The sequence below is a fragment of the Belliella filtrata genome (genome assembly GCF_022549775.1).
GTDB lineage: Bacteria > Bacteroidota > Bacteroidia > Cytophagales > Cyclobacteriaceae > Belliella > Belliella filtrata.
In genome coordinates, this window is the sequence record NZ_JAKZGP010000008.1 from 88,516 (window position 1) to 108,557 (window position 20,042).

Genomic DNA, 20,042 nt, shown 5'->3' on the forward strand with positions numbered 1-20,042 from the left:
ATTAGATATTTGAAACTATTCAAAACTGCTTGAAACGGTCTTTTGGAAATAGAAGTTTGTTAGGCTTAACTCCGTTATTTGAATCATTCAATTCGTTAGCTAAAATGGGCTTAAAACGCATAGTAATCAAAGGTTTAGAAGAGACAGCCTAAGATAAGAATGGCTAGTGACTTCCATAAGTAACTTCATAATAGAATCAGAACGGGAAATTTGGGGAAGAGTTAGTAATAAAAAAAATTGTGGGTGTTAAAAAACTTCAAATTTGTTGGCTAAATTGGATTTAAATAGGGTTGGCTAAAAAAGCCTTAGATATGTCAGCGTCAAAGCTAGAGCATGATAATGTATGCTTATACTTCGAATGAGCCTAATGAAAAAGATGTTATGCATTAGATTAGGCTAAAAATTACGAATTTTGAAATTTTCAATGCATGTAAATCAAGCTAGACCGTTTATTCAGTTTGCAAATGCTTAAAATGACAACGCTGTGTAAAATGGGTGTTCCTCAAAATTCAAAGAAATTTTTCTCAAAACAGCGTTATTCAATGCGTTTTTGATAAGAGTCTACTTATAAATTTAAATTTTTTAGTTAGTTAAGTCTCAATCCTAGTTGTGGAAATTTCGTATTGATTGATTTGTGTCTTAACATCTAAAGTTTATAACTCTTGCGATTCATCTGGCTCAAACCCATCTTCATGTTGTGATAAAGAGTCTAAAAACTCTGCCATATTGACATCGTGACCCAAGCTGAGTCTCTTTCGCAACCTGTATCGAGCTGTTTCTACACCTCGAACAGAAATGTTCAATATTGTAGCAATTTCTTTATTTGTTAAATTCATTTTGACAAATGCACAAAGGCGTAGATCTTTACCATTTAGGAAAGGAAAAGAAGCTTTTAACTCATCAAAAAACTGTTGGTGTACACGTTCAAAATTTGCGTCAAATACCTTAAGGTGTTCTTCATTGCTAAGGTTTGTTTGAATTCGATGTTGGAGTTTCCCTAGTCTCGACTTTATTTTTTCATTAGTCGTCGAAGTTTTGATTGTGTCAAGCCCATCTTTTAGTTCTTGAAGCAAGTCTTTTTTGTTGACAAGTAGCATGGTGTAGTTTGCCAACTCTTTACTTTTGAATACGACATCCTCCTCTAGCATTTCTTTGTCTTTTTCAATTTGCTTTTTTTCATGCTCAAGCTTCATTTGCTGAATTTTAAGCTCGAGTACCTTAGCCTTTTCTTCCTCTTCTTTGCGAGTTTTCTCCTTTTCTCTTAAGATTTTTCTCAGTACCAATTGATATATGATAATCAATGTAATAGAAATAAAGGCTAGTAAAAAACCAAAGAACCAAGTGGTTTGAAACCATTTTGGCATGATGTAAAATTGAATTTTTCTGGTTTGTGATTCTAATCCGAATTGATTTCTCGCTTTTACATGTAAGGTGTATTGCCCACTTTTAAGAAAATTAAACTCAATGGCGGGTTTTGATTCCCAATTAGTCCAAGTGGTATTCATTCCTTCCAGGAGATAGCTATACTGTGTGTTTTTGCTTCCAGCAAAGCTTGGGGCAGCTAAATGTATTTTTATATTGCTTGCATCATTTGGGATGTTGATTCTTTCATCTCCAGTCGGTAATGTGGCAAGCTCTTCTCCTTCGGGTATTTGGTAGCTTATTTTTCTAAAATGAATCTCTACATAGGGCTTATCATTAGATTCTTGATCGATTTGATAGGCATAAAGTCCTGTGCGTGTACCCATGAGTACTCGGTGCTGGTTGATGGGCAAAATAAGCTCCATTGACCTGTTAAAGTCACCTTTTAAATTCAAAAACGTATTTTTATTTAGACCAGGAAATGGATCTCCATTTTTATCAAGCCTAATAAACCCAGCTTCGTCATCCTGTACAAACCAAATCTTATCCTCATATTTCTGAATCGATCGGACATTGAGAGAAGTGTCTAGAAAGTTGTTTAGCTTGTCAAATGGCTTGAACGAATTCTGTAATTCATCATAAATGTAAATCCCATGATTTGATGTGAAGATCTCTTTGTCGTTAAACTCAAAAACATTCACACTAAAATGAGAAGGTAATCCATTTTGGTCTTTAAAATGCTCGATGCCTATCACTTTGTCAAAGTTTTCACTTAGTCTAAGTTTATATACACCTTTGTAGCCATGGCATACCCAAAATACTGAAGGGTCACTCTTGCTTTGAAGAATATCTCGGGAAGACTCTGCAAACCCATCTATTTTCTGTTTGATTATAAAGTCGTCTTTGATTTGATCATGGACAACTAAATATATGCCTTCATAAGTGCAAGCCAAATACCTGTCTTTGCTCCCTCTTATAGGAATTGTCTTCCATACGCCATAGACTCCATTAACCTGTGAAAAATAGCCATTTTTCCCTAAAGAAAAAAGACCTTTATCGTGACTAATTAAAACCTTTTGTCCAATTATATTAATTGACCAAGCTTGTCCTTCAAGTCCTTTTATGGATTGAAAACCTTGACTTTGATATGAATTTTGATTTTCATTTTGTTCTGAAAAATATACTCCCTGATTTGTTGCTATGATCATTTTCTTGTCCATTATCACTGCATCATACACGGAAGCTTGATCAAATATGGTCGAAACTGGTGAAGATAGCTCAATGAAATCAAGTCCATTGTTTAGAAGAGACCACAGGTTCCCTTTTTTGCTTTGATATATATTTAAAACAGTTTGACTTTGGTTATACCTGAATGCTTGACTTACTACAAGCTCTTCACCATTGAAACTAGCTTCTAAAAGATTGGTGTTTAAGGTGCCAAAGTAATACTTGCCGTTAGAAGATTTAATCGCACTGGTAATCAAGTTGCTGGCATTGTCAGGGATGATGCGTTTGATGAATCGCACTTTCTTAGAATCGATATCCAATCCAAAGATTGATCCTTGTTTGGTTATTATTAAAAATGGGTAAATAGGATCAAATCCTTCTAGTATGGAAACGATTTCCTCATTGTTTATATCTTGAATATTTAAAATTTCTTGGTATTGAAGTTTCCTAACATCAAAAGATTTGAGGAAAGTATGATCTTTTATAAAGAGATTTTGAGATACTGCGCCAGAGAAATTGAAAGTATGGTCTGCAGGAAGCAGAGTCACCTTCTTATTGTCATAAAGCATTAATTGCCTAAAAGACCTGAAAATCAATTTTTCATCTACCTCATGTATGTTCCATACATTTTCAAAATTCTGATTTTCAGGAGGTAACAATTGCACCAATGATTCGAAAAAATATACTCCTTGGCTATTTACTTTAACTTTGCCAAATTCATTGAACCCACCCACAAAAACTTCTTTCCCAGAAGTGTAGATTAAGCTTCTTACTGATGCTCCATTTGGTAAGTATACTTTTTGCCAAGTTTCGCCATCAAAGATTATGATACCATCATTGTTCCCGAAGTATAAAACCCCATCTTGATCTTCACACATAGCCCAAAACTGAGGGTCTGCATTAAAATCATTCTTATTATAGTGAAGAATTTCGGGGAACCCCGTTACGCTAAGTGCTGTATTGCTCTTAGTTTCTTTCACCTGAGCAAATGTACTGCTCAAACAAAAAAAAGTGATAATAGTGATTACAATATACTTTGAGTAGGACTGTGTCATTTAATAGGTAATGCTAATGAAGCCGAAGCTTTATTTTGGGTTTATAAATGTAACTTTTATTCTTGAAATCATGAATTGACTTATTGATTGTATTAGAAGAATACGTTGTTCTTGAGTCAAATAAAAACACAAAATTGGATTAATTTAGATGTGTTTTTGGTGTGTTAATTCTCAGGATATCAATATTTTGAGTTTTGGTGAAGTACTAATGAAGTAATGTGTTTTTCCATGTAGTGTTTTTAGTGTACAGCATTCAATCGATTGAATTACAAATCAGGCTACTTTTGGTTAGTTGATCATTATAAAGGTCAATATTTATTTTGCATTTCAATTAACATATTTAACCCATGGTAAACAGATGAAACAAAAAATTCTACAAATCAATCTGTCAGTAGTATCATACCTTATGTTTTTTTGTTTTGGGCTGACCTGCATGCAGGAAGTTTATGCTCAAGTCACAGTAAGGGGTACTGTTACTGATGAATCAAAAATGCCAATTCCAGGAGTGAGTATCTTGGTTAAAGGAACAGGTTCAGGAGTCGTTACTGACCTTGATGGTAAGTATAATATAGAAGTCGCTTCCGAACAAGCCGTTTTAGTATTTTCATTTATTGGATATGCGACACAAGAGTTAACTGTAGCAGGTAGGTCTGTTTTGGATGTTCAGTTAAATACCGACGACAAATTACTTGAGGAGTTTGTCGTAGTAGGGTATGGCGAACAAGCTCGAAAGGATATAACTGGCTCGGTTGCCATTGTTGGAACAGAGGCATTTGACGCCAGGCCAAATACTCAGTTTGGAAATCTAATACAAGGAAAGCTCGCTGGCGTACAAGTGATCACACCATCTGGAAAGCCGTCAGCAGGCTTCAGTATAAGAATCAGAGGTACAAATTCTATTTCTGGAAGTAGTGAGCCACTTTATGTTGTAGATGGAGTGCCTACTAATGATACACGTACGATCAATCCCGCAGATATTGAAAATATTTCAGTGCTGAAAGATGCATCTGCAGCAGCAATATATGGTGCCCAAGGTGCCAATGGTGTGGTATTGATCACTACCAAGAAAGGTCAACTTGGAGCGCCAAGGTTTGAATTCAACACCTACCAGGGCTTTTCTCAAGCATGGAGGACTTTGCCTGTTCTGAATAGCGAGCAGTACAGAGACCTAATGACAGAGTTTGGGCAAAATACCGACTGGAGTAGATATACAGAGAATACCGATTGGCAAAATGAAATTTTTCAAATGGGTGCATCTCAAAATTACCAAATGGCTGTGTCAGGGAAAAATGAGCAAACTACCTATTATTTGTCTGGAGGATATACAAAGCAAACCGGAGCTGTGAGAAGTGCAGAAATGGATAGGTTCAATTTCAAAGCCTCACTCGAACAATACATGAACGACTGGCTCAAAATAGGAACCAATATCAATTACATGTACTACCATGATGTAGATGTGGCAGATAATCAGGCTGTAAATCAAGGTGGGGTTATCTTGGGTATGCTTTCTACTCCACCAAATATTGGTGTCTATAATCCAGATGGGACATTTACTACAAATCCTTTTCAAGATTGGGAAAATCCAGTTTCCAGTACAGATGGTTCACTGAGAGGATACAAAAACTCTAGGGTTTTAGGAAATCTTTATGCTGAGATTGAATTTATGCCAGAATTGAAATTCAGAAGTGATGTGGGGATTGATCATAGCAATGGGGTATATGATTATTTTCTTGATCCGTTCAGAACCAGTTATGGTCGCGCTATGGAAGGTATCGCTCGTAACAATACCGATAGAATGTCCTATTATATTGTTGACAATACCTTGACTTACACCAAGCGAACAGACAAGCACAATTTTTCGGCATTAGCAGGTGCAGTTCTGCAAAAATTTCTTTGGGAGAGTAGCAACATTGAAACTAGGGGTTTTGCTAATGATGTAGTGACTACAACAAATGCTGGCTCCATTATAGCATCAGCGGGCAACTCTAAATCAGAAAAAGCAAATGCATCATTTCTGGGTAGAGTAACTTATGATTTTGATGAAAAGTACTTGTTAACTGCAAACTTTAGGGCTGATGGAAGTTCATCATTTGGTCCTGGCAATAGATGGGGTTATTTCCCTTCTTTTTCAGTAGGCTGGAGGTTATCTGAGGAGCAGTTCATGAAAGCGCTAGACAATACCTTAGATGATTTAAAGATTAGGTTCGGGTATGGGATAGTAGGTAATGATCAAATATCCAGTTCTCCATATGCTTATTTGGGAAGAGTTTCATATGGAGCAAATTACCCTATCGGAGGGGCGATATTACCAGGTAGCTATTTAGGGTCGATAGAAAATAGAAACCTAAAATGGGAATCAACAGAGCAAATCAGCTTAGGGATAGATGGCTCTTTCTTTGATGGCAGATTATTATTTGTGGCAGATGCTTACATTAAAAACACATCAGATTTGCTTTTGAATGTACAGTTACCACGCTCTACTGGTTTCAACGATGGGATCCAAAATATTGGTAAATTACAGAACAAGGGACTTGAATTTCAAGTCACAAGTGTGAACACCAGAGGAGAGTTCCAGTGGAATACTGATTTCAATATTTCTATGAATCGAAACACAGTATTGGATGTGATAGGTCAGGATATCATTGGAGGAGGGATTGCAGGTAGAGGAGATGTGAGTTTTTCTCAAGAAGGCTTGCCGCTGGGTATGTTTTATGGCTATGTGTTTGGCGGAGTTGATCCTGCTACAGGAAACTCGTTCTATATAGACACCAATGGTGAAAGTACTTTTACACCATCTCCAGAAGATAGGACTTTTATAGGTAATCCACATCCGGACTTCATATATGGTCTCACTAATTCATTCTCTTACAAGAATTTTGATTTATCTATTTTTATCAGAGGAGTGTATGGTAATGATGTTTTCAATGCGACCAGAATTGAGACAGAAGGAATGACAGATGCCAAAAATCAAAGTGCTGTAGTAGCCGACAGGTGGAGGGCTCCGGGCGATGTGACAGATATACCAAGAGCTTCGTGGGGTAACACCAACAACTCTCGAATTTCAACAAGGTTTGTTGAAGATGGCTCATTCCTTAGAGTTCAGGCGATCACTTTGGGATATAATGCTCCACAATCCTTATTGTCTAGGATGAAAATCTCTGGGTTGAGAGCCTATGTGACAGGCGAGAATTTGTTTACGCTAACTGGATACAAGGGGTTTGACCCAGAGGTGAATGCTTTTGGAGCAAGCAATACTGTAATGGGAGTAGATTTTGGTACCTACCCTCAGACCAGAAATATCATCATGGGTATCAATTTATCATTCTAAAAATTTGTCTAAAAGTGATGGGTTTGGGGTGATTGTCAATATTTGACATTGCTGAATTCTTCAATTAGGACAATAGATAATGAAATTATGAAACATATGAAATTCTATAAACTATATATATGTATCGTGACAGTAATGCTTTCTAGCAGTAGTTGCGATAGTTTTCTTGACTTGGATCCAATATCCGATGCGACATCGACCAATGCCTACAATACTGCTAGCGATGCTGAGGCAGCACTGGTGGGGGTTTACGATTCTTTTCAAGCAGAGTATTACATCTGGGATAATGTGATTTTCTCTGACGTGATGTCAGATAATTACTATGCTGGAGGAGACAACCCGGAAGTTTTTGCTGTTGATAATTTAGATATTGAGCCTGTGAATGGCAGGCTTTTTAGTAACTGGAGTCAGCTTTACAATGCAATATTTAAAGCGAATGTGGTTTTGGACAAAGTGCCAATGATAGAAGATCCTCGAATTGATTTGGCAAATAGAAGAGAACAGATTTTAGGTGAGGCTGCCTTTATGAGAGCATATCATTATTTTCAGCTTGTGAATCTTTGGGGAGGAGTTCCATTAGTTTTGTCACCTACATCATCTACAAGTCCAGAAGTCACAAATGTGCCTAGAAGCAGTGTAGATGAAGTTTATAACCAGATAATTTCAGATTTAACTTTTGCCATAGATGAGCGCTTGCCTTATACCTACGGCTCTGATGCTTCGGTAAACAAAGCAAGAGCGACAAGAGGTGCAGCTTTAGCCTTGTTGGCAAAAGTATATGCCCAAAAGCCAGATAGAGATTATGCTAGGGTATTACAATATGCAGATGCAGTAATTGACAGTCCTGCTGGATATTCCTTGCTGGGGGATTTTAATCACCTTTTCGATGGCAATCACTATAACAATGCAGAGTCTATTATGGAGATTCAGTTTGTAGGAGGCCCAGAAGCGAACTTCGGTCCACAACTTCTACTTCCTCCCTCTGTGAGTGGGGATACTTGGAGGAAATTTGTGACGCCTTCTAGGGATTTGGTTAGTGCATTTGATCAAGAGGGGGATGTAATTAGAAAGAACGCTAGTATCTTATTTGAATCAGCTCCATGGGTTGATGAATTTTGGTCACTTCAGGTAAATGGAAATGTTCCTTTTGCCTTTAAGTGGAAAGAAGCCAATGGCTGGGCAAGTACAAATAGGCAATATTTGATTCGATTGGCAGATATTATCCTATTGAAAGCAGAGGCACTAAATGAACTTGGTAGGACTCAGGAAGCCTTGTTAGCTCTCAATATGATAAGGAGCAGGGTGAATCTTCCTGCTGTGACGACTACAGATGGTGCTGAATTGAAACTGCTTATTGAGAAAGAGAGGAGACTAGAATTGGCTCAAGAAGCACAGAGATGGATGGATTTGAAGCGCTACGGTAGAGCTGAAGAGGTTATGAATAGCTTGATCGAAATCGATCTTAGAACCAATCAGCCTAAAGTTTTCAATATGGATGCGCATAAACTGATTTTACCGATTCCTCAGCAAGAAATGAATCGAAATGCACAATTGAATCAAAATCCAGGATACAACTAACAAGAAGCCCAACCATGAAAAAAATATTTAAATCGAATTTGTTATTGTTATTACTCACCATAGTCTGGAATGCATGTGAGATGGATAGCAATTTGGATCCTATTGGCAATTGGACAATTAGTGAGCCCGTGCTCAGAGATTTACCTACAGGTATTGTGTTAGATGATTTTACAGCAAGTGAACAAATTCAGTTCTCTTGGGATCCCGCTGTGGCAAGTAATAGGTTTATTGTCTCTTACAAATTGTACTTGATGCCAAGGGACAGTGAAGATTATGAAGATGCTCTTTTAGAGTTGGTGCCTGCAAGTAGTGGTCGCGCATTGACAGTAAGTACAAGTCCAGATGCTATAAATTATGCGCTTTGGGCAGCTTGTTACCCAGCAAATGAGGCTGCTGAACTGGACTTGGTGTTGGTAGCCAAAGCAATCGAAAAGACTTCAATAGCTCGACAATCACTCTCAGTGAGGCCATTTTCAGCTAATTATCAGCCAAGTACCATGTTTGTTTCTGGTGAAGGTTCAGAAAAGGGGGGGTCTCCAACTGATGCAATCGCTATGCGGTCGGTAACGAAGTCTGATGGGACTGCTACTGGTGTATTTGAAGCTTACTTGACTTTACATGCTGGTCAGGAAGTGTTTTTCAGAGATAGAGCTATCATTGGGTCGAGGAAGTTTGGTGGTGATGATGGTGTTTTAGAAGCTTGTGGTGCTGGTCTCGAGGTAGAAGAGACTGCGCAGTATAGGGTGCAGGTTGATTTGACTAAGAACACATATACTTTGACCAAAATTGAAAGATGGAGCCTAGTTGGTGATGCAGTTGAAGGGGGTTGGGGAGGAGATGTTCCTTTAGCTTACCAAGGGAATGGTTTGTGGTCAGCAGATTTGGAGTTGTTTAGACCTTATGATAATGCAGGGTTTTTATTTCGTGCCAATGGAGATTGGGGGCTTCTACTTAAGCGAATTGTTGGGACTCAAATCGCGAATAATTTAGGTGGAAATCTAGCAATGGAAACCGATGCAGGAAATCTAGGTTTTGAAATTGAAGATGTACCAGGGGTAGAGCCAGGAAATTACAAAGTAAACCTTAATTTGGCTGCAGGAGCATTTCATTACAGATTGGAAAGAAATCAAACTTCACCTCCTGTCACTGATAATAATGCCGTAATAGGGAAAACCTCTAATCCAAACGGAGATGCAGTATCAGGAAGCTTTGATATTGGGGATACAGAAATACCGAGTCAGTTGTTTTTGATTCCTGAAGGAGGTACTGCTATTCCTTTGAAAGGAAACGGTAATGCTTTTACTAGTGAAGGTCACCTTGCATTGGAAGCAGGTAAGGTATATTACCTCAATGATCAGGCTGATGGTACTGGACAAAACTACATCACTGAAGGCCAAGGACGGATCACTGTGGAAAGAGATCAAGCCTATTTAATCAATGTGAATTTTGAAACGAAGAAATTCAATTGGAAATATTACAACATCAAAGTTTTCCATTGGGATGATGCTAATAATGGTTGGGATGATCGAGATGAGATTGTTATGAATTATGTTCATCCATATAAGTACCAAGTAACAGCAAGTCTAGAAGCGAGGTTTGACATCAAGCTGAATTCTCCTTGGGATGTAGAGTTTGGTACTGATAGTAGCCAGTTAACTGGTACAATGGTAAATAAAGGGCCGAATTTCAAGGGAATTACAGCCTCCGGAACTTACCGAGTGGAAATAGTCGTTGAGCCAGATTTTGCTTCATGTACTTACCAGTTTGTCAGACAATAATATAAATCAATAAAGTGCAGCTAGAAGGTAGAGATAGTTATATGGTAAATCAGCCAAAGTTCCATGAGCCAAAAGCTATCGCAATACCATAAGGATTTTGTCTTATACGATTCTAGTTGCACTTTTTCTCCATAATAATAAAACATTCATGTACCAGCGAATAAACATAGCATTTTCGATAGTATTGATCTTTCTTATTAATTTACTTAATTCTTGTAATCAAAAATCACAAGAATTAAACTTTACTGAGATAGAAGCGTGGCACACAGTTGCTGACAAGTCCATTCTCTTAGAAAAAAAGGACTTATCAAATATCAAGAGGGGAGACAATGATCAGTTACTCCAAATATTAATCAATGATGAAGAGCAATTTCAGGAAATTGATGGTTTTGGGTTTACGCTTACGGGAGGCAGTGCAATGCTCCTCCAGACTCAGTTAGATGATGAGCTGAGAGATCAAACTTTGAAGATGATGTTCTCTAGAGAAAATGATGGTATAGGAGTCGATTTTTTAAGAATAAGCTTGGGGGCATCAGATTTGGATGAGTTGGTATTTTCTTATGCTGATCAAAATAATGATAAATCTTTAAAGCAGTTTGATTTAGCTTATGACACCTTGTATTTGATACCGACATTGAAGCGTATTTTGGAGATCAATCCGAACATTAAAATAATGGCTTCACCTTGGAGTGCTCCTGCATGGATGAAAACTAACCAGAGCCCTATTGGTGGCAAACTTAGCCCTGATCATTATAGTACTTATGCAGGTTATTTTGTCAAGTATATTAAAAACATGGAAAATGAGGGGATTCCTGTATATGCGCTTACAATCCAAAATGAACCAGAGCATCCTGGCAATAACCCCAGCATGCTCATGGAGGCTATGGAGCAAGCGGAGTTTGTAAAGAATCATTTGGGGCCTGCATTTCATGAAAACGGGATAAAAACCAGAATCATTATATATGATCATAATTGTGATCATCCTGAATACCCAATCACCGTACTTAATGACACTGAAGCTGCCAAATATATTGATGGTTCGGCATTTCACATGTATTTGGGTGAAATAGATGCCATGTCTGAGGTGAAAAATGCTCATCCCGAAAAAAATATTTACTTCACGGAACAATGGACATCTTCTAAAGGAGATTTTGGTGATGATTTGATGTGGCATGTTGACCAATTGATCATAGGAGGTACCAGAAATTGGGCAAAAACTGTTTTGGAGTGGAACCTAGCATCTGATCCAAATCAAAGACCATACACATCGGACGGAGGATGTACAAGTTGCTTGGGAGCGCTGACTGTAGGACAAGGTACTATAGAGAAAAATGTTGCTTACTATATCATCGGCCAAGCTTCAAAGCTCCTTCCAGCAGGTGCTGTAAGGGTGGCGTCATCTTCCAAGAAATCACTGCCTAATGTGGCTTTCAAGACTAAGGAAGGGGAGACTGTACTCATTGTGCTGAATCAAGATAAAGACCAAAAGGTGTTTGGTGTAAATCAAGGTGGGCAACAGTTTACTGTGGACATAGAGCCAAGAAGTGTAACGTCCTTTAAGTGGAAAAATAAATAAAACCCTAAAGCAAATGATGACATTAAGAAAATTAACGGCTAAACTGAGTTTAGGGTTGACGCTTGCCCTTTATTTTTCATGTACTGGAGATGAACAGCCTACCTTCGAACCACCCAAACAATCTACCGAAATAGGAAAAGCACATTTATGGCTTACAACGGGAGATAGGAGCAAATTATTGACTCGGGAGTCAGATCTTTCTGTTACTGAATCAAAGGAAACTCAACTTCCTACCATTTCGATTAGCCCACAGGATAAAATGCAGGAAATAGAAGGGTTTGGTGCGGCATTGACAGGTTCCTCAGCCTACTTGATGAATCAGAGAATGAGCAGTTCGCAAAGACAACAACTTATCAGGGAGCTATTTGATCCAGAGCAAGGCATTGGGATTTCATATTTGAGAATGACAGTAGGAGCATCTGATTTCTCACTTTCTGACTATACATACAATGATCTTGCCGCTGGAGAATCGGACTATTCATTGAATCGATTTTCGATAGCCAAAGACAAGGAAGATGTAGTGCCGGTGTTCAAGCAAATACTCCAAGCATACCCGAATATCAGTATCATGGGATCTCCTTGGAGTCCACCTGCATGGATGAAAACCAATGGTAGCCTGATTGGTGGAAGGCTGAAAGTAGAGGCTTATGAAGTCTATGCAGAATATTTTGTAAAGTATATTAAGGCTTTTGAAGAAGAACAGATTCCAATAAAAGCCATCACTGTCCAAAATGAGCCGCTTCATTTCACTGCAGGCTATCCTTGTATGGAAATGACAGCTTCTGAACAGCAGGTTTTTATAAGAGATCATCTTGGGCCAAAATTTGCATCCGAAAACCTGAATACCAAAATTATCCTATATGATCATAATTGGGATAATACGACCTACCCTATTTCGATCATGAATGATCCACAGACCAAGTCTTTCGTGTCTGGATCTGCATTTCATGGCTATGGCGGACAGGTTGGTGCCATGAGTTTGGTACATCAAGCACATCCAGACATGGGGCTTTATTTTACGGAAATCTCAGGAGGGGAGTGGTCTACCAATTTCAGTGATAACCTTCAATGGAACATTAGCAATATTTTTATTGGAGCCACAGCAAATTGGTCAAAAAATGTACTTATGTGGAACTTGGCTCTTGATCAAAACTTTGGACCAAAAAATAACGGATGTCAGGACTGTCGTGGTGTTGTTACTATTAATAGTGGTACAGGTGCAGTTACCAAAAATGTAGAGTATTATTCTATTGGACATTTTGCAAAATTTGTTAGCCCTGGTTCTTTCCGGATCAAAAGTGAAACTCAAGGTAACATGAATGGGATAAATCAGGTAGCTTTCGAAACACCCTCTGGTGATAAAGTACTTGTAATAGCTAATGACTTGAGTACATCAAAGGAAATTGTAGTCAAAGAATCATCTAAAGAAATTCAATACAATATCCCTTCAAAGTCTGTAATTACGCTTATTTGGAAATAAGATATTTTTTTTTCTTAGACAAAACTAAAGAAGTATAGCATGTTGATTAAGACTTTTGAATTTATTCTCTAGTTGGCGTTTTTCAGCACGCCCTATTGTATGGTGCTATCACTAACTCGTTTTAAAGTGAAGAAGAATATCATTTATGTGTGTAAGCTTGGCGCTCTCATAGCGCCAAGCTTACACACTTGAATCGATAGATGGGGGTAAAAGCGCTGGGAACTATTTTTCAGGATTTAACTGGCTGAAAGTTTTCTTAGAGACTTCTAATGCAAATGAATTGACAGAGGAAAATAAGTTCTTTGGAAAAATTGAAATGGTTAACTTTTTAAGAATCATTGAGCATTATGAAGAGTCAGCCCAATTGATGAATCAAATAGAGCAGGATTTAGGTGAATTCGATAATGTTTTCCTAAAATCTAAACTTTATCAGAATGCGGCTAGGCTTTACAATCAATTGGGGCTTCTGGGTTTAGCTGTTTTTAGTAACCTTAAAGCAATAGCGTTTGCAATACAAGAAGTAGCCCCCCAGCTAAAGGCGTCTCTATTAGGTGAGTTATACAGCGGACAAGTCATTTATCATTCTAAGCAAAATGATTATGCCAAAGCTATCTTGTTCTGCTACAAGGGGATGGCATACAGAGAGCCGAATAAGGAACTTCAAGTATTACTTGAATACTATCAGAATGTGCAAAGAAATCAGGATTCGATTGCTTACTATTTCAATGAATTAGAAGTTCAACTTTAGGTTAAAAATCAGCCTACTAGCTCAAAGTTTTGGTTGATAATGTCTGCTGAAAATACTATTTGAAAGAGGGGGAAAAGTTTCAGGCCTTATCGTACCTGAAATCTGCATACGATAATTCAGAGAGGATAAAACGAGCATATTTAAAAGTAGAAATTTTAAATCTCCTTGCATTGTTCTATAAGGAGGTGCAGGAGCAGGAAAATGAATTGCTAGCTCTTTCAGGTTTGATCAAGATGAAAAAATTACATGAATATTTTGGAAGAAAGTGAGACTTTACCTGAAATTTTTGAGCTAGACGAACAGCCTAATGGCAAATACACAGAGTGGTCTTGGCTGATTTTTGGTGGTATTATATTTTTGGTTGTTTGCATCTTTTTTTATTTAATATTTTCTAGACTCAAAAAGCATGAGATGATCACAAGTCCTGAGGTCAAAACAGAAGAAGATAAAGTGCACTTGGAGAGAAAGGTGTTATACGCTCAAACTTAGTATTGGAAGCTGCCAAAGAAAATGATCCGGCTTTTTTGGCTAAATTTATGGAAGCTCATTCTGAACTCTGGGATGTACTTGAGGAATTGGATGCTACATTCACACAAGAGGAAGTCAAGCTTTGTGCATTTTTATATTTGAATTTCACCACCAAGGACATTGCCAGCGTTACTTTTGTGCAAAGCAAAACGATGCAAATGAAGAAGTATCGACTTCGAAAAAAACTCGATATTGATACAAATACAGCCTTGACCGCATGGCTCAAAAATCTTGTTCAAAAAAGAAAGCAGTAGGCTCAATTTTTATACTTTCTTGCATCGAATCAAAAAGCATACCTTATCACCTGTGTTATAAAAGGCTTCTATTTGGGATGAAGATTTGATTAGGCTTATTAGTGGTGTTTTTATAGTAAATCCTTGTAAGGCTTTCAAGTTGCTTAAAAATCACATCTTTTTTCCACTTTTTTAATAAAACCTAAAAATTTTAACTATTCAAAAATATCAATCGTTTTCGGTTGTGAATATGGTAATGATCTAAAAGGATCGTTACCGAATCATAAAAAATAGGTGTATTCTGTTAACAGCTTGATTTGCGAATCTCATGTTTTGCAAATGTTAAGAATTGCAAAATTAAAAATATTGAAACAACTTAGATTTGAAATTAACTATTAAACCGAAAAACCGTTTTTTTCAAAACAACAAACCCTATGAGAAATAATTTACAGCAAATGAAAGTGTTTCTGTTGGCATTATTACTGATTTCTTCAGTAATAATCGACGTGAGCGCTCAGAGCCGAGATGTCTCAGGAACAGTCATGGACAAAACCATGGGTGAGCCACTTCCCGGTGTTACTGTTTTAGTCAAAGGTACCACCAGAGGTGTTACCACTGACTTAGACGGAAAATATACGATCTCTTTGCAAGGTGGAGATCAAGTTTTGGTATTTTCTTTTGTTGGTTTTACCGCACAGGAAATTACCGTAGGAAACCAAAGTACAATAAACGTGGAGCTGGATGAGGATATTCAATCCTTGCAAGAAGCTGTCGTGATTGGGTATGGTACACAAGATAAAAAGGAAATCACAAGTGCAGTTGCAAGTATTGGAACCGAGGGCTTCAACAAGGGTAACTTTACCAACCCTCAGTCTTTATTGACGGGAAAAGTAGCTGGTTTGAACATATCTACGCCGGGTGGATCACCAAATGCTCAACCAACAGTTAGGTTAAGAGGTATTTCTTCCTTTGGAGCTAATTCATCACCACTCGTAGTACTGGATGGTGTGATTGGAGCTTCTATAGATGCTGTGGATCCTAATGATATCGAGACCATTGATGTGCTCAAGGATGCTTCTGCTGCGGCGATATATGGTACTAGAGGTGCTGCTGGTGTAATTTTGATCACTACAAAACAAGGAAGTAGTAAAAAAGGATTTGCCAATGTTACTATCAATACTTTTGGCACCGCTGAACAAGCCACTGGACTAATCCCTGTTTTGTCTCCGGAGGAATTTAGAGCTAGAAGATCAGCCACAGCAGACTTTGGTCACAATACCAATTGGAGAGATGAGATTCTAAGAACAGCTCTGAATGGTACAACCAATGCTTCTGTATCTGGCGGGTATGAAAACACCAATTATTTTGCTTCAGTAAACTACAGAAATAACCAAGGTGTAGTAAAGAACTCTGGTAGAGAGACATTGAATACCAGATTGAATTTGAACCATGGTGCATTGAACAACAGGTTAAGAATGAACCTCAGTTTGGCGTTTACTAATACAGAGGCGAATGATGTTCCTGGTGATGCGTTGCTTTATGCTACGATCTTGAACCCAACGATGCCAATTTTTAGTGATGATCCTGCTACAGGTTATGGTGGATATTTTAGACCAGCTGGTTTTGATAACAACAATCCCGTTTCCTTGATCAATGAAAGAACTAATCAGACAAAGGTTAGAAATGCGATTTATTCTTACAGAGCTGAGTATGACATTACTGATGAATTAATAGTTTCAGCTCAGTTTTCACAAGATGTGTTAAACACACTCAACGGGCAATACTCTTCTAGAAGAGATGGTGCGCCTGGAGGTGGAGGAGCAAACAATGGAATTGCGCAACAAAATACTTATGACAGAACAAACACAATCATCTCTGGTAACCTTCGATATGAAACAGAGATCTTTGATGGCATGAATATGTCTTTGCTAGGTGGTGCTGAAACACAACTTTTTGAAGATCGTGCATTTGGTGCTCAAGCTAGACAGTTCTTGTATGACCAATCTTGGAACAATCTTGGAGCAGCAGGTATCAGGTTTGGAGAAAATACTAACCTCTATAGCAATGCTAGCAAATCAACTTTGAACTCTGTATTTGGAAGAGCTAATTTCAATTTTAGAAATACCTACTTCTTCTCAGCAACGCTTAGAGCTGAAACTTATTCAGGTTTTGGTCCACAGAATCAGACTGGTTATTTTCCAGCATTTTCTGGTGGAGCTGATTTGACGCAGATATTTAATATGGGCCCATTTAGCCAATTTAAGTTGAGAGGGTCTTTTGGTATCGTAGGTCAATTACCACCTTCACCAACTTTAGCTGTAGGTGTGTATGAAAATGGTAATAGAATTTTGCTTGATCCAGATGATTTAAATTCTGCATGGGTAGCACCAAGACAATTGAGTAACCCAAATCAGTTCTTACAATGGGAGACTACACGAGAATTGACAGTTGGTTTAGATTATGCCTTGTTCAATGGAAAGATTACTGGTAGTATGGATTATTATCAGCGAAACATTAGGGATTTGTTATTTGAAGTTGGCGTCAATGTAGGGCAGCCTAATCCATTCAATCCAAGAGCTGATCAGCCAGGTCAATTCTTCCCTTATACAGCAGGTTCTATTTGGGCTAACATTGCTGGATTAAATAGTGCTGGTTTTGAGTTTTTAATGACTGCAAATGAAATTAATCTGGGTGGAGGTGTTACTTGGACTCCTACAGCGATCTTTACAATTTATAAGAGAGCCAGAATTCAAGATATAGGAGCAGGTGGTTTAACCTTACCTGAGATCAGAAGAGGTGTGCCTGGTTCCCCCGGAGTGAACAATGCACAAGTGATCAGAAATATTGAAGGTCAACTAGTAGGTGATATCTACGGGCCAAGAGTGGAGGGGATTTTGGATGATGGTACACTAGTATTGTCTACAGAATCACCTGATGAATTTGAGCGTTTGGGAAATGCATTACCTACAGGTGATTTTGGTCTAACTAACCAGTTCAACTATAAGAACTTTGATTTGAACTTCCTATTGAGAGGTTCATGGGGACATCAGATGTTAAACTCATTCAGGCTATTCTATGAGGGTGATGGAAATTCAACTTGGAACTCTGTTGTGACTAGGAATACTCCTTCAAGTCCTCGAATCACTAGTACACCTAGTCAAATCTCTGATTTGTATATCGAAAGAGGAGATTTCATTAGATTGGACAACTTACAGTTTGGTTATAATATTCCAACAAAATCTTCTGCAATTTCCAATTTCAGATTATACGCTGGTGTACAGAACCTATTTACGATTTCAAACTTCACAGGTGTAGATCCTGAGGTGAGATGGGGAGATCCTACTGACAATGGTTTTGATCAATTAGCACCGGGTATCGAAAGAAGAAGTACGTATTTTATCCCTAGAATTTGGACTACGGGATTGACAATTACCTTTAAATAACATAAACTGAATTATACTATGTTACGATCTATAAAAACAATTTGTGTAGGAGGACTAGTCGCGATGACCATGGTGTCGTGTGAACTAGAGCAAGAAGTATTGACAGGTGTGACTCAGGATAGGTTGATCAATGAAGCACCACCTGAATTGGCAGAGGTTCTCAAGCAGTCAGCATATAGCCGATTGATGGGTGATGGAAGCTGGGGAGGCCATGGCGGTCTATATAGCTACCAAGAAATTACATCAGATGAAATGGCAATTCCCGTGAAAGGAGGAGACTGGAATGATGGAGGTACTTGGGTTAGGGCACATAGGCATACTTGGAATATAGATGATGGAGAGCTCAATGGTGTTTGGGATATCCCTTTCAGGGTAATTGCTGAAGCGAATGCGCTTATACAGCAGTATGGGGATATTGAAGAGTTGACAGGTGAGATGAAAGTGCTAAGGGCATTTTGTTACTTGGTTTTGTTGGATAATTTTGGAGGTGGAGTGCCATTGATTGTTGAAACAACCACCGATGCTAACCCGCCAAGCTCTTCAAGAGAAGAACTTTTCAATTTCATAGAATCAAGTGTTCTTGACAACCTAGATATCCTTACTAGAGACAACAGAAGAACTAATTTCAACTATTGGTCTGCTCACATGATTTTAGCTAAACTGTACATGAATGCAGAAGTTTATATAGGTCAGCCTAGATGGACAGATGCAAATCAGATGCTTGATCTGATCATTAATGAGGGGCCTTATAGTTTAGCTACCAACTACTTTGCGAACTTTGCACAAGCGAATGCAAGTTCTGTGGAGAATATCTTTACTTTACCATATGATGCTAACAATGCAGGTGGATTCAATATTCACATGATGTCTTTACATTATGAATCTCAATTTACCTTTGATTTAGTTGATCAGCCATGGAATGGTTATGCTGCTCTCGAAGAGTTTTATAACAGCTACAGCGATGATGATTTGAGAAAAGATAATTTCTTAGCGGGACCTCAATTTGCATTAGACGGGGTGACACCTTTGAGAGATGATGCTGGTTTTGATGGTGATCCGGATGGCCCAGAGGTAAACTTCACTCCTCAAATCAATCAATTGCAACCAAATGCCTTCAGACAAGCTGGTGTACGAAATAACAAATTCGAATACGCAATAGGTGCTCAGAATGATCTTAACAATGATTTCCCCGTATTTAGATTTGCTGATGTATTGCTAATGAAAGCTGAAGTGCTTTTGAGACAAGGCAATGCGGCGGGAGGATTAGAATATGTGAACATGGTAAGAGAAAGAGCTGGTGTAGAGCCATTCACTTCACTTACTATGGATAACCTCTTAGCTGAAAGAGGAAGAGAGATGTTTGCAGAAGGATGGAGAAGGTCTGACTTGATTAGATTTGGTAGATTCGGTGCTCCATGGTGGGAGAAACCTTCTTCTACAGCAACAAGACATATTTTCCCTGTTCCTTTGAATAAAATTCAGGCCAATACGAACCTGAGTCAAAACCCTGGATATTAATACGAAATATTGATCCTGTTTAATTGTAAAAAGAAGTGTGCTCAGGCGCACTTCTTTTTGATTGTGTGCCGTGCATGGTAACTAACTAGGTGGTGAAAGTCCACTGTGGGGGTTTGTAATCGCCAACCACTAGCCAAGAGCAAGGGTGTCCAATGCGAAGTGGAATCTGAAGGAAGCTGGCGGCAAAA

12 protein-coding genes are annotated in these 20,042 nt (G+C 38.2%); 11 read left to right on the plus strand and 1 reads right to left on the minus strand.

Features of this window, described 5'->3' with window-relative positions; translation table 11 throughout:
- Nucleotides 1-653: 653 nt before the first annotated feature.
- Nucleotides 654-3,590 carry a triple tyrosine motif-containing protein gene (locus MM239_RS05340; protein ID WP_241347171.1) on the minus strand — a complete coding sequence of 979 codons (2,937 nt, stop codon included), beginning with the start codon at nucleotides 3,588-3,590 and terminating at the stop codon, nucleotides 654-656.
- A 412-nt stretch (nucleotides 3,591-4,002) separates the two neighbouring features.
- Between MM239_RS05340 and MM239_RS05345 the strand changes: the two genes are divergently transcribed.
- From MM239_RS05345 to MM239_RS05395, 11 genes are all read left to right on the plus strand, one after another.
- Complete coding sequence (locus MM239_RS05345) at nucleotides 4,003-6,972, plus strand: SusC/RagA family TonB-linked outer membrane protein (RefSeq protein WP_241347172.1); 2,970 nt, start codon at nucleotides 4,003-4,005, stop codon at nucleotides 6,970-6,972.
- A 96-nt stretch (nucleotides 6,973-7,068) separates the two neighbouring features.
- Nucleotides 7,069-8,550: a RagB/SusD family nutrient uptake outer membrane protein gene (locus tag MM239_RS05350; RefSeq protein ID WP_241347173.1), complete on the plus strand. Its 1,482-nt coding sequence runs from the start codon at nucleotides 7,069-7,071 to the stop codon at nucleotides 8,548-8,550.
- A gap of 14 nt (nucleotides 8,551-8,564) precedes the next feature.
- Complete coding sequence (locus tag MM239_RS05355; RefSeq protein WP_241347174.1) at nucleotides 8,565-10,328, plus strand: cadherin repeat domain-containing protein; 1,764 nt, start codon at nucleotides 8,565-8,567, stop codon at nucleotides 10,326-10,328.
- Between the two features lie 148 nt (nucleotides 10,329-10,476).
- Nucleotides 10,477-11,904, plus strand: coding sequence for a glycoside hydrolase family 30 protein (locus MM239_RS05360; RefSeq protein WP_241347175.1), 1,428 nt, complete (start codon nucleotides 10,477-10,479; stop codon nucleotides 11,902-11,904).
- Nucleotides 11,905-11,917: 13 nt separating this feature from the next.
- Complete coding sequence (locus tag MM239_RS05365; protein WP_241347176.1) at nucleotides 11,918-13,384, plus strand: glycoside hydrolase family 30 protein; 1,467 nt, start codon at nucleotides 11,918-11,920, stop codon at nucleotides 13,382-13,384.
- Nucleotides 13,385-13,700: 316 nt separating this feature from the next.
- Nucleotides 13,701-14,132: a hypothetical protein gene (locus MM239_RS05370; protein WP_241347177.1), complete on the plus strand. Its 432-nt coding sequence runs from the start codon at nucleotides 13,701-13,703 to the stop codon at nucleotides 14,130-14,132.
- Nucleotides 14,133-14,191: 59 nt separating this feature from the next.
- Complete coding sequence (locus MM239_RS05375; protein WP_241347178.1) at nucleotides 14,192-14,401, plus strand: hypothetical protein; 210 nt, start codon at nucleotides 14,192-14,194, stop codon at nucleotides 14,399-14,401.
- Nucleotides 14,379-14,621: a hypothetical protein gene (locus tag MM239_RS05380; protein ID WP_241347179.1), complete on the plus strand. Its 243-nt coding sequence runs from the start codon at nucleotides 14,379-14,381 to the stop codon at nucleotides 14,619-14,621. The genes MM239_RS05375 and MM239_RS05380 overlap by 23 nt, the downstream gene beginning before the upstream one ends.
- 2 nt (nucleotides 14,622-14,623) lie before the next feature.
- Nucleotides 14,624-14,914 carry a helix-turn-helix transcriptional regulator gene (locus MM239_RS05385; RefSeq protein ID WP_241347180.1) on the plus strand — a complete coding sequence of 97 codons (291 nt, stop codon included), beginning with the start codon at nucleotides 14,624-14,626 and terminating at the stop codon, nucleotides 14,912-14,914.
- 413 nt (nucleotides 14,915-15,327) lie between these two features.
- Nucleotides 15,328-18,336 carry a SusC/RagA family TonB-linked outer membrane protein gene (locus tag MM239_RS05390; RefSeq protein ID WP_241347181.1) on the plus strand — a complete coding sequence of 1,003 codons (3,009 nt, stop codon included), beginning with the start codon at nucleotides 15,328-15,330 and terminating at the stop codon, nucleotides 18,334-18,336.
- Between the two features lie 18 nt (nucleotides 18,337-18,354).
- Nucleotides 18,355-19,854 carry a RagB/SusD family nutrient uptake outer membrane protein gene (locus MM239_RS05395; RefSeq protein ID WP_241347182.1) on the plus strand — a complete coding sequence of 500 codons (1,500 nt, stop codon included), beginning with the start codon at nucleotides 18,355-18,357 and terminating at the stop codon, nucleotides 19,852-19,854.
- Nucleotides 19,855-20,042: the final 188 nt, after the last annotated feature.